Here is a 12,146-nt window from a genome sequence, read left to right as displayed (position 1 = left end):
AAAAATTGAAACAGTAATGACAGCATACCCCAAAAATATCACGTTCAGTAAGATACAGTATATCTCGCAGGGAGATACGGCTATTGAACAGGAGACTAACATTAATAATGCACTACAAGCGGGTGCAGATTGGATTCAGCTACGCTGGAAACAAGGCACTGAAGATGAAGTGCTCGCATTAGCACGTCGTATTAAACAGCATTGCTTGCAACATAGTGCTACTCTTATTATCAATGATTATCTGCACATAGCCAAAACCATTGATGCTGCCGGAGTTCATCTGGGATTAACAGATACTGACATACAAGAGGCCCGACATGTATTAGAACCGCACAAAATAATTGGTGGTACAGCAAATAATATTTCTGACGTACAGCAACGCATCACAGAAAACTGCGATTACATCGGTCTTGGCCCTTTACGGTTCACCGCAACTAAAAACAATTTAAGTCCAATATTAGGCTTAACAGGATATCAAGACATCGTTTATCATTTAAAAAACAACGGTCAAAACTATCCGCCGATTTACGCTATTGGCGGTATAACACTTGATGATATCGTTCCCCTACAAGATATTGGCATTTATGGGATAGCACTGTCAAGTTTGATCACCGTACACCCTCACTACATTCAAGAACTTAAAAATAAACTGCAATGGATACATTAAAAATAGCAGATCAGATATTTCAATCGAGACTATTCTTAGGAACAGGAAAGTTCGGAAGTCTGCAACAAATGAAGGAATCTATCGTCGCATCGGGTTCTGAATTGGTCACGATGGCTTTAAAGCGTTTGGACCATCAGTCTTCCTCAGACACATTTCTCGAGTCTTTACAAATCACTGGCGTAAATTTACTCCCCAATACCTCTGGAGCACGTAATGCAAAAGAAGCAGTCTTGGCCGCACAACTTGCTCGTGAAGCCCTGGAAACGAACTGGGTAAAACTCGAAATTCATCCAGATTCACGTTACCTGATGCCCGATCCGATCGAAACATTGTTGGCTACGGAGCAACTTGCAAAACTCGGTTTTATTGTGCTCCCTTATATGCATGCAGATCCAGTGCTCTGTAAAAGACTAGAAGAAGCTGGAACGTCGGCAGTAATGCCGTTAGCTGCACCCATAGGTAGTAATAAAGGACTTCGTACATTGGACTTTTTAGAAATGATCATCGCTCAGAGCCAAGTTCCTGTTATTATCGATGCTGGAATTGGTGCTCCTTCCGATGCCGCAAAGGCAATGGAAATCGGTGCTGATGCTGTTTTAGTCAATACAGCTATTGCATCCGCAAAATATCCGATACAGATGGCGGAGGCATTTAAAGAAGCTGTAATAGCAGGTCGCAAAGCTTATCAGGCAGGATTAGGTATATCAGAAAATCGTGCTATCGCTTCTAGTCCGCTAACTTCATTTTTAATCGATTAAGAACGTTTTATGCAAACTTTTCAGGAACTATTTACACTATACAGCTGGCAGGAAATCAAGGAAAAAATATATAACACCACAGTTGAGGATGTTAGAAGAAGTCTCCGTAAAGAAAAAAGAAATTTAACTGATTTTCTAACCTTCCTTTCTCCTGCGGCGATTACTGAAATAGAAGAAATGGCCCAATTAACGCAACAGATCACACAACGTCGATTTGGTAAGACAATCCAGTTATATGCTCCTTTATATCTAAGCAATGAATGTCAGAATATCTGCACCTATTGCGGTTTTAGTATGGACAATAAGATCAAGCGCAAAACACTTTCGAATACAGAATTACTGTTAGAAGCCATGGCGCTAAAATCTATGGGTATCAGTCATGTATTATTGGTAAGCGGAGAAGCCAATAAAACAGTTGAGATCAATTACTTTAAAAATGCGATTGCATTGCTGAAGCCCCACTTCGCGCAGATATCCATTGAAGTACAACCTCTGCTTTTAGAAGAATACCGTATTCTGCAGGAAGAAGGTGTTAATACTGTGCTTGTCTATCAGGAAACCTATCATCAAGAGGTTTATAAAACATATCATCCAAAAGGCAAAAAGTCAAATTTTGAGTATCGGCTGGATACACCAGACCGTATTGGTGAAGCAGGAATTCATAAAATTGGTCTTGGTGTTCTTTTAGGTCTAGAAGACTGGCGTGTCGATAGCTTTTTCAATGCGTTACATATTGATTATCTAGAGAAGCATTATTGGCGTACAAAATATTCAGTTTCATTTCCTCGATTACGTCCTGCTGAAGGTGTATCCACACCGAATTTTATTATGGAAGATCGTGATTTACTGCAATTGATCTGCGCTTATCGTTTATGGAATGAAAATTTAGAAATATCCATATCAACCCGTGAACGCGAGAAATTTAGAGACCATATCATTCCTATCGGTGTTACGACCATGAGTGCCGCTTCGAAGACAAATCCAGGTGGCTATGTGGTCGATCCACAGTCGCTTGAACAATTTGAGATCAGTGATGAGCGCAGTATGGAAACTATCCAAGGTATCATCAGAAAGGCTGGATACGATCCCATTATGAAAGACTGGGACAAAAGCTACTCTGGTAGCCAATAATAATTCTAATTTAAATTACTGTATTTATGCAACAGCACAGTGCTTTTGATCGATACTCCCGCCAAGTTTTCATTAATGAAATTGGTGTTGAAGGGCAACAGAAAATTATGGCAGCAAAAGTCCTCGTAATTGGAGCAGGTGGACTAGGTTCGCCTGTTCTTCAATATCTCGCTGCTGCTGGAGTAGGTCATTTAGGGATTGTTGATTTTGATCATGTAGAAATTCATAATCTCAACAGACAAATTATACACAATGAAAAAAGTGTACATCTACAAAAAGTAAAAAGTGCGGCAGTATATATCCGCGAACTCAATTCATCCATCCAAGTCGATAGCATTGCGACAAAAATCACTTCTGAGAATGTTGATGTTACCCTGGCAGGATATGACATTGTTGTAGATGGTTCTGATAACTTTACTACACGTTACCTGATCAACGATGCTTGCGTACGTTCCAACAAAGTTTTGGTGTATGGAAGTATTCTTGCTTTCAAAGGTCAAATGGCTGTTTTCAATTACATGGGCAGTAAACAATTGCGTGATTTATTTCCAGAGCCTCCTCATCCGGAAGATGTTCCTAACTGTGATCAATATGGGGTATTAGGCCCTCTGCCTGGAATCATCGGAAGTATGATGGCCATGCAGGTATTGAAAATTATAACGGATCTACCTGTTGATTTGGACAAACTGACGCTAGTTGATACTTACCACTGGAGATTCACTACCCTCTCATTTTAAGTTTTGACTGCTATGAAAGATTGAATTAATTACGCTACATACGTAGCAAGGTGGTGAATTCAAATTTAAACACATCGTATTTTGAAGCGGGATGAAAATTATCTCGCTTCATTTGAGGGAATTACGCTTTAGCTGTAAAAAAACATTTTGTAGTATCTATAATCTCCCTATATTTGCAGTATCAAAAGCGAAAATAGCTCAGCTGGTAGAGCACAACCTTGCCAAGGTTGGGGTCGCGAGTTCGAATCTCGTTTTTCGCTCCACATTAAATCACCTGCCTAGGTGGTGGAACTGGTAGACACGCAGGACTTAAAATCCTGTTTCCGTTAAGGAAGTGCGGGTTCGATTCCCGCCCTAGGTACAAGAAAGCTCATCCAAAAGATGAGCTTTTCTTGTTTATTTTAAATATTTCGAGTTTCCTCCCTTTACATGTAATTGACCAAGATATCCCTTAAAACTTAAATTTCAGATTTTAAATCCTGATCATCATGTATTTCAAAATACAATAACCCCAGCGATAATACATCCGCTCACTTCAAAAAAGTTCTTGCATAATCAGGTAGGCCTGATCATGCGGAAAAATCCAACTACACCACTGATCTCAAATAAATATCAGCAACTCTTGCCTACCAACTGGTAGGTTTGTATATTTACAAAAAAATAATTGATGTCAACAAAAGAACAAATCATACAAGTTGCTGATAGCCTGATTCGGGATAAGGGTTACAATGCCTTTAGCTTTTTTGATATATCTAATGCCGTTGGAATAAAAAAAGCTTCTATTCATTATCATTTTCCACAAAAAATAGATTTGGGAATTGCAGTTATAGATTATCATATTGAAAACTTTCACAAAATGAAAAAGGATTTTGAAGATAAATCTCCACTACAAAAACTAGACAAGTTCCTCTCTATATACAGGAATATTAAAAATGACAATAAAATATGTATCGTTGGCTCTCTATCCACTGATTACAATACTTTAGATATAGGTATTATTGAACATCTAAAGATTTTTTCCGAACAGGTTTTAAACTGGGTAATTGAATGGCTTAAATATGGTCAAGAACAGGGTACTTTTCATTTTAAAGGTGAGCCTAGAACAAAAGCCGTCTTACTAATTTCCACGATGATTGCAAGTGTACAGATTACTAGACTGACCGGTGATGAAGATTTCACTCTCATACAAAAAATTATTAAAGAAGATTTAATTAAAAACGATTAAATGATGAAAAGAGTTGTTATAACAGGTATTGGAGCGATTACGCCTTTAGGAAATACCGTAGATAAATTTTGGAATGCACTGATTTTGGGTCAAAGTGGCGCAAAAATGATTACTAAATTTGATGCGACAAACTTTAAAACAAAATTCGCATGTGAAGTAAGAGATTTTGATCCTTTACAATTCATGGAAAAATCAGAATTACGAAAATTAGATCTTTTTACGCAATATGCATTAGCTAGCGTTCATGAGGCTATTCACCACGCTGAGATTGATTTCAATCTACTGGACAAAGATCGGATAGGTGTTATCTGGGCTTCTGGAGATGGTGGGGTTTCAACATTTGAGCAACAAATAGCGGAGTTTAAGCAAGGAAATGGAATACCACGCTTCAGTCCGTTCTTTATTTCTAAGCGTATTTTGAACATTGCTTCAGGTGTTATCTCCATTAAATATGGACTTAGAGGAGTAAATTATACGACCGCCTCTGCCTGTTCTGCAAGTAATACTGCGATTGTTGATGCCTTTAATTATATCCGCTGGGGGAAAGCGGATATGATTATTACCGGAGGTTCTGAAGCGTCTATAACCGAAAGTTCCATCGGTGGATTTAATGCATCTAAAGCTTTATCAACAAGTAATGAGGATTATTTGGGTGCCTCCCGCCCTTTTGATATTCATCGCAACGGTTTTGTATTAGGAGAAGGAGCTGGGGCTATTGTATTGGAAAGCTATGAAAGTGCGATTAAAAGAAATGCCCCGATTATTGCGGAAATAATTGGAGGAAGTTTAGCGGCGGATGCTTATCATATTACGGGCACACATCCTGAAGGAGACGGGGCATTTCTGGGAATGAAACTTGCTTTGGAGGATGCGAATATCGCTGCAAAAGATATAGACTATGTCAATGCGCACGCAACTTCTACTCCTATGGGCGATCAAAGTGAACTGAAAGCTATGGGAAGAATGTTTGGTTTTAACAACGAGGTATCTATTAGCGCTACAAAATCAATGACAGGGCACTTACTGGGAGCTGCTGGAGCTATCGAAGCTATTGCTTGTATTAAGGCGGTTCAAGAAGATATTGTTCCGCCTACGATAAACTCTAAAGAAATAGAACCTGAATTTGCTGATAAATTGGATTTAACTCTCGGAAAAGCAAAGCATAAAAAAGTAGACATAGCCATGAGTAATACTTTTGGTTTTGGTGGTCATATCGCTTGTTCCATTTTCAAAAAAATAGAGCACTAGATCTCGGCTACTTGTAGAAGATTTATAAATGAACATTTTAAAATGACGGCTTTGGAAGGCTGTCATTTTACTTGAAACATGTACAAATAGTGCATCGTATAATAGGTGCGAAATTTTGAAAAAACATCTATACTCCAGTTTCAGATCAATGTATTTTTCTATTATTCATTTCAATCTAAAAAATAAGAGCCAATATTTGAGGTCATTACATTAAATATTAAAAAAATGATGGTTTCAAATTTTGATTTTATAAAAATCGCCGTATATTTGCATCACCAAAACAGAAAACAACTTGTTAACTGTTAGCAATGCGAAAATAGCTCAGCTGGTAGAGCACAACCTTGCCAAGGTTGGGGTCGCGAGTTCGAATCTCGTTTTTCGCTCCACATTAATATCACCTGCCTAGGTGGTGGAACTGGTAGACACGCAGGACTTAAAATCCTGTTTCCGTTAAGGAAGTGCGGGTTCGATTCCCGCCCTAGGTACAAGAAAGCTCATCCAAAAGATGAGCTTTTCTTGTTTTCTATGCAACTGAACATATCAAATTGTCTCCTCTTCATAAAACAAAAAAAGCCATGTCTGTACAGAAAATTGCTATATTCGAAGTAAAACAAAGTCAGTATGTCTACTTTTTATTATAGTTTATTATTTCTTGTGTTCTTTATTCTTGTTTTATTAGCGGTCTTCCTCTTTTGGAAGGTTCGTATTTTAAAACGTCAAAATAAACTATTAATTCGACAGAATCGAGATTTAAATAGCATTTCTCTTCCTGATGAAACGAATTATTATAAGTTGGACCCACACTTACTAAAAAATGCATTAAACGCTATTCAGTCTCATGCCTATCAAAGTTATCATGCACTTGATAAATTATCCAATGTACTGGACTATATTCTTTATGAAACAGATGGCACGTTCGTAAAGCTAAAAGATGAGATCGCTTTTGCGCAAAATCTAATTGAGATCAATAAACTTAAAATAAGTCCCTTATTTGATCTACATATACGAAAAAAAATTAGTGCCGAAGCTGGAGAAATGCTTATTGCTCCATTTATGACCATCAACCCAATTGAAAATGCTTTCAAACATGCTGATGTTCAAAATGAAAACAGTTTTATCTCTGTGGTGTTTGAGGTTATCGACGATTATTTTCACCTCACCGTTTCTAATCGGGTCATGCAAAAACAAAAAATAGACTCAAGCTTAGGTGGATTGGGCAATAAAACTTTTTCGAAACGGTTGAAAAATATTTACGGTACTGAGTACAGCTTGAATACTGAGCAAAAAGAAAATATATACACGGTAACCGTAAAAATAAAACTTTATCAAAATGATTAAATGTATTTTATTGGATGATGAACTTCCTTCACTAAGTTACATTCAAGCTTTATGTGAAAATTTTAAGGACGTAGAAATTGTGAAAAGTTTCAATAATCCCCAAAAGTTTTTAGCACAGATTGACAGTCTTGATTTTAACACCTGTATTCTAGATATTCATATGCCAGGTATGAACGGACTAGAGGTTGCCCGGATACTTTCTGACAAAGCGATTATCTTTTCAACAGCTCATAAGGAATATGCTGCTGATGCATTTGATCTCAATGCTGTGGATTATATACGAAAACCTTATCAGGCTGATCGATTACAGACTGCTTTCGATAAAGCCTTGAAGTGGCTTAGCTCAACAAAGGAAACAGGTTTAGAGGTTATAGAGTTAAACAGTAATCAAGGAAAAACAAGGATAATAATAGATCAAATTGCCTATATTGAGGTGGCCGATCATGATAGGCGGGATAAATACATTTATATGAAAGACGGTCAAAATATTCTTGCGAAAAACATCAGTTTAGATGAAATTTTGGCGATCCTACCTTCTGGAAAATTCTGTAGGATTAATAGACGAAATGTTGTTGCATTAGCTGTGGTCTCGTCTTACACAGCACAGTATGTCACGTGTAAAATAAAAGATATGCCTGACCTGATACAACTTACCTTATCGGCACCCTACAAAGATCATTTTGTAAACAGCTTAAATGTTTAGTACATTTTTTTTCTGGTTTGGTACAAAAAACACGAATTCGTTTTGTAGAAAAAACTTTAGCTATTATACTTGCTCTTTACAATCCGACGAAATATGTTTAAAAGTAAGTACCGCTCCACCTTTTTTTATCTAGCCATTTTAATTATTGGGATAGCTTTAGGCTATTTTATTATCCATCAGGGCTCCCAATTTGAAAATCAACCACATACAACTGCAGATGTCCCTCTCCACTCAGCGTGGTCACATTTCTTAGATCATTTGCATGAAAATCTTTCCTACCCGCTAGCAATACTCATGTTGCAGATCATAACAATCATATTTGTAGCGCGAATCTTTGGTATATTATTCAGAAAAATTGGTCAACCCTCTGTTATTGGAGAAATCGTAGCGGGTATAGCACTAGGCCCCTCCTTACTAGGAAATTACTTTCCAGAAATATCCACATTTTTATTTCCAGTCAGTTCTTTGGGAAATCTGGGAGTATTGAGTCAAATAGGTTTAGTGCTATTTATGTTTGTCGTCGGCATGGAGCTAGATTTGAAAATATTAAAAAACAAAGCTCAGGATGCCATAGTTATCAGCCATGTAAGCATTATCTTTCCTTTTCTTCTAGGAATGGGGCTCGCCTATGTGATCTTCCAGACAACAGCACCTGAAGGTATTTCATTTTTATCATATGCGCTCTTTATTGGAATATCCATGAGTATTACTGCATTTCCTGTTTTAGCAAGGATCGTACAGGAAAGGGGTATGAGCAAAACACGACTAGGTTCGATTGCCATCACCTGCGCAGCGGCAGATGATATCACTGCTTGGTGTCTTTTGGCGGCTGTTATTGCGGTTGTAAAAGCAGGATCTGTAGTCAGTGCAGTTTACACGATCGCTTTCGCGGCCGGCTATGTCTTATTGATGGTCCGGTTCGTAAAACCATTTCTCCAACGTATAGGTGACCTTCACTCAACTAAAGAACGGTTAGGTAAATCGATCGTAGGCATCTTTTTTCTGACATTGTTGATTTCTTCATGGACCACTGAAGTTATCGGAATCCACGCCCTATTTGGAGCTTTTATGGCTGGTGTAATCATGCCAACCAACACAAGTTTTCGAAGTATCTTTATTGAAAAAGTGGAAGATGTAGCACAAGTACTTCTTTTACCGCTATTTTTTGTCTTTACAGGCCTTAGAACACAGATTGGATTACTCAATGAAGCCGAACATTGGCAAACCTGTTTCTGGGTGGTTACAATTGCTGTAGTGGGTAAATTTATTGGAAGTGCTTTATCAGCAAGATTTGTGGGGCAAAACTGGCACAGTAGCCTTACCATAGGAGCTTTGATGAATACTAGAGGTTTGATGGAACTAGTCGCTCTAAACATAGGATATGATTTAGGAGTCCTTACTGATGAAATGTTCGCAATACTGGTTCTTATGGCTTTGATCACAACATTTATGACGGGGCCTGCATTAGATTTAATTAATAAATTTTTTAAGCCTGAAATCGAAAATAATGGCGATCTCATTTCAAAGAAAAATAAATACAATATTCTGATTTCATTTGGCAACCCAAATTCTGGAAAAATTTTGCTCCGTATTGCCAATATGCTGATTAAAAAATCAAAAGAAAATAGTACGGTAACGGCATTACATCTTTCGATCGGGAATGAACTCAATACTTATAATTCGATCGAATACGAAAGAGATAATTTTTCAGTATTAAATGATGAAAGTGAAAAAATAGAGCAACCGTACACTGGTATTTTTAGAGGTACCGACAATATCAACGACGATATTGCAAAAATGGCCAATGAAGAAGATTTCGACTTACTGTTGACAGGTATTGGTCAATCTGTCTATGAAGGATCTGTTTTAGGAAGTATCATCGGGTTTACAAGTAAAGTCGTTAATCCGGAAAGATTGTTAGGTTCATTAACAGGTAAAGAAAGTCTATTTAATCATAGCGGATTTGAAGATAAAACGACAGCGCTTTTAAAAGCTGTTCATATTCCTTGTGGAATTTTAGTCGATAGGGGTCTTCCTGAAGAGGTGAAAAACATATTGGTTCCTATCAAAACACTTAGTGATAGTTTCTTATTAATATATGTGCACAAACTTGTACAGAACAACGATGTAAAAATAAGTTTCTTAGACGAAGATGAGGTCATTAAAACCTCTGTAGAGCTTAAAGAGGCGATTCGTTCGTTAGATTATGCGGCACCTAATCAAATCAATATTATAGAGGAACCCAAGACTAAAGATATTGATTATTCTTCATTCGATATTATACTGATAAGTTTCATTGCTTGGAAACAGATTTCTTTTGAGAAAGAGCAATGGACGAAAAAATTACCGAGTACATTGATTTTAAAACCTTAATATTTATTGTTATGGAAAAATACATTTTTGAAACCATGCTAATTAATGAAGACAAAATTCATCAATTAGAGGAAACTTTAAAGAAGATTCCCAACATCATCACCATTAATATTAACAGATTCAGCAACGGATTAATATTAAAATTGGAAGCTCTAAATATTCAAGCGTTTGAAATAGCACTACGTCTGAAACAAAATGGTTTTGCCGTTGAGCGCTTATACGAAGAATAATAGATGATCCATTGTTACACCATTATGTAAACTCCGGCAGAAAGTTTACATAATGGTGTATGCATTTTTAACGATTCCCCATACATGATGCCCTTATAGCCTGCTTCTACTATCTTCCAATTCTCATTTTATTGTGCCCGAATCATCTTTTCTTGATTATTTTTCTATTTTTATCGCACAAATAGATTACATATGCACACAGCTCTATATATTTTTTCTTCCATCCTAATCATTATAAGTTTTATTCCATTAATAAGGAATGATTATTGGACATTCCGAATTTTTGAGTATCCAAGACTACAAAAGCTTGTATTAACAGCCCTGTCACTGGCGCTCCTTTTAATATTCTCTAACAAAACGCTAACCTTCTATATCTATGTAACCTTACTTTCAGGGACTATATTATACCTATTAAAACAGATTATTCCCTTTACTCCTCTTGGGAAAAAGCAGATTTTAAGAGTAAAACAGGAAATACCCGATCAAACCATCAGTATTATGATATCAAATGTGTTTGAAGATAATACCAATTACAAAGGCTGCATTGCGGAAATTAAAAAGACTGATGCTGACCTGGTACTGCTACTGGAAACCAGCCATGAATGGATGGAACAGCTTAAGGAGGCCACAGATACCTACCCCTATCGTGTAGAGAAACCGATAGATAACACTTATGGTATGTTGCTGTACTCTAAATTGGAATTGAAGGAAAGTGAAGTCAAATTTCTTGTGGAGGATGATATCCCTTCCATTCATACAAAAGTAATTTTACGAAATGGGCAGGTCATTCAGTTATATGCGGTACATCCGACTCCTCCTGTACCAGGTGAAAACCCAAGGTCAACAGAACGTGATAAGGAACTCCTTCTGATTGCAGATAAAGCTTTAGCATCAAAAATACCTGTGATAGTTTGCGGTGATCTGAATGACGTCGCCTGGAGCTACACCACTGAATTATTTTTAAAGACAAGTCAATTACTTGATCCGAGAAGAGGCCGTTTCTTTCTGAATACTTTTCACGCCCATCATTTTTTTATGCGCTTTCCTTTAGATCATATTTTCTGTAGTACAGACTTTAAATTAAAGAAAATGAAAAGACTGAATAATTTTGATTCAGATCACTTCCCAATTCTGACCGTATTACAATACGAAAAATCCGCGGATGCAGAACAAGAAGACAACACATTAGATTTAGATCAGGAAGATCGGGAATTAGCTGAGGAAAAAAAAGAAAAGTGCTGATATAACAGCACTTTTCTTTTTTTTGAGTAATTATTTTTGTTTAATATTCTATTGCTAAAATTGATCTCAGAGGAATCAATACACCGCTTTTTATTTGGAGATACTTATCCGTTAACGACCAAACTGTTGTTTCTATTCTTTTAGGACCTACTTCTGTTTGAAAGGCTATTGTAGTCTTCGACTTAAATTCATTCCCCAATCGCAAAGCTCCTTTTAAAGTTTCTAAAAATGTTTGACTTTTATCTTCATTCGCCGCCACTATTTTGAATGAAGAGATTTGTTCTTTTTCTATCAATTCTCCGATCATACTACTAATAATTTATAATTGACACTTTGATTAAGTAAGACATTTCATTTATAACGCTCCTAATTGTTATAACATATACTTAACCTTATTTAAATGTAAGGAATCCTCGATAAAATACCAATACTATTTCGATTTTAACATTTATTTTACAAAATGACTTATGCTACAGCATAATAATGCCTAAATT

Annotated in this window: 12 protein-coding genes and 4 tRNA genes; 15 read left to right on the top strand and 1 reads right to left on the bottom strand. The window is 36.7% G+C overall.

All coding sequences use genetic code 11. From position 1 onward, the window contains the following. Positions 1-16 precede the first annotated feature (16 nt). The 15 genes from thiE to HCX49_RS21415 all read left to right on the top strand — a co-directional run bounded on the left by thiE (position 17) and on the right by HCX49_RS21415 (position 11,652). On the top strand, positions 17-667 hold the full coding sequence (thiE, locus tag HCX49_RS21485) for a thiamine phosphate synthase (protein ID WP_168128091.1): 651 nt from the start codon (positions 17-19) through the stop codon (positions 665-667). Beyond that, positions 655-1,425, top strand: a complete 771-nt coding sequence (locus HCX49_RS21480) for a thiazole synthase (protein ID WP_168128090.1) — start codon at positions 655-657, stop codon at positions 1,423-1,425. Before thiE ends, HCX49_RS21480 begins: the two co-directional genes overlap by 13 nt. Before the next feature lie 9 nt (positions 1,426-1,434). Then, a complete protein-coding gene (thiH, locus tag HCX49_RS21475; protein ID WP_168128089.1) occupies positions 1,435-2,556 on the top strand; it encodes a 2-iminoacetate synthase ThiH in 1,122 nt (373 codons plus the stop codon). A 26-nt stretch (positions 2,557-2,582) separates the two neighbouring features. Further along, on the top strand, positions 2,583-3,293 hold the full coding sequence (locus tag HCX49_RS21470) for a HesA/MoeB/ThiF family protein (RefSeq protein ID WP_168128088.1): 711 nt from the start codon (positions 2,583-2,585) through the stop codon (positions 3,291-3,293). Between the two features lie 187 nt (positions 3,294-3,480). Continuing rightward, positions 3,481-3,556, top strand: a tRNA-Gly gene (locus HCX49_RS21465). Between the two features lie 13 nt (positions 3,557-3,569). Continuing rightward, positions 3,570-3,654: transfer RNA gene (locus HCX49_RS21460), tRNA-Leu, on the top strand. A 306-nt stretch (positions 3,655-3,960) separates the two neighbouring features. Then, positions 3,961-4,518 carry a TetR/AcrR family transcriptional regulator gene (locus HCX49_RS21455; RefSeq protein ID WP_168128087.1) on the top strand — a complete coding sequence of 186 codons (558 nt, stop codon included), beginning with the start codon at positions 3,961-3,963 and terminating at the stop codon, positions 4,516-4,518. Positions 4,519-4,521: 3 nt separating this feature from the next. Next, positions 4,522-5,766 (top strand): beta-ketoacyl-ACP synthase II, encoded by a 1,245-nt coding sequence (fabF, locus tag HCX49_RS21450; RefSeq protein ID WP_168128197.1) that lies wholly within the window; start codon positions 4,522-4,524, stop codon positions 5,764-5,766. Between the two features lie 310 nt (positions 5,767-6,076). Continuing rightward, positions 6,077-6,152: transfer RNA gene (locus HCX49_RS21445), tRNA-Gly, on the top strand. Positions 6,153-6,166: 14 nt separating this feature from the next. Then, positions 6,167-6,251: transfer RNA gene (locus tag HCX49_RS21440), tRNA-Leu, on the top strand. A 136-nt stretch (positions 6,252-6,387) separates the two neighbouring features. Beyond that, a complete protein-coding gene (locus HCX49_RS21435) occupies positions 6,388-7,104 on the top strand; it encodes a sensor histidine kinase (protein ID WP_168128086.1) in 717 nt (238 codons plus the stop codon). Next, positions 7,097-7,807, top strand: a complete 711-nt coding sequence (locus HCX49_RS21430; protein ID WP_168128085.1) for a LytR/AlgR family response regulator transcription factor — start codon at positions 7,097-7,099, stop codon at positions 7,805-7,807. Before HCX49_RS21435 ends, HCX49_RS21430 begins: the two co-directional genes overlap by 8 nt. A gap of 93 nt (positions 7,808-7,900) precedes the next feature. Further along, positions 7,901-10,180 carry a cation:proton antiporter gene (locus HCX49_RS21425; protein ID WP_168128084.1) on the top strand — a complete coding sequence of 760 codons (2,280 nt, stop codon included), beginning with the start codon at positions 7,901-7,903 and terminating at the stop codon, positions 10,178-10,180. A gap of 11 nt (positions 10,181-10,191) precedes the next feature. Beyond that, positions 10,192-10,410 (top strand): hypothetical protein, encoded by a 219-nt coding sequence (locus HCX49_RS21420; protein WP_132771913.1) that lies wholly within the window; start codon positions 10,192-10,194, stop codon positions 10,408-10,410. A gap of 192 nt (positions 10,411-10,602) precedes the next feature. Further along, positions 10,603-11,652, top strand: a complete 1,050-nt coding sequence (locus tag HCX49_RS21415) for an endonuclease/exonuclease/phosphatase family protein (protein ID WP_168128083.1) — start codon at positions 10,603-10,605, stop codon at positions 11,650-11,652. 40 nt (positions 11,653-11,692) lie between these two features. Here HCX49_RS21415 and HCX49_RS21410 read toward each other — a convergent pair whose 3' ends face one another. Beyond that, positions 11,693-11,959 carry a hypothetical protein gene (locus HCX49_RS21410; RefSeq protein WP_021189844.1) on the bottom strand — a complete coding sequence of 89 codons (267 nt, stop codon included), beginning with the start codon at positions 11,957-11,959 and terminating at the stop codon, positions 11,693-11,695. Between the last annotated feature and the right edge of the window lie 187 nt (positions 11,960-12,146).

Source organism: Sphingobacterium sp. B16(2022) (assembly GCF_012030425.1).
GTDB lineage: Bacteria > Bacteroidota > Bacteroidia > Sphingobacteriales > Sphingobacteriaceae > Sphingobacterium > Sphingobacterium anhuiense.
Note: the sequence above shows the minus strand (reverse complement) of the source record. Positions and strands in the feature narration are given on the sequence as shown.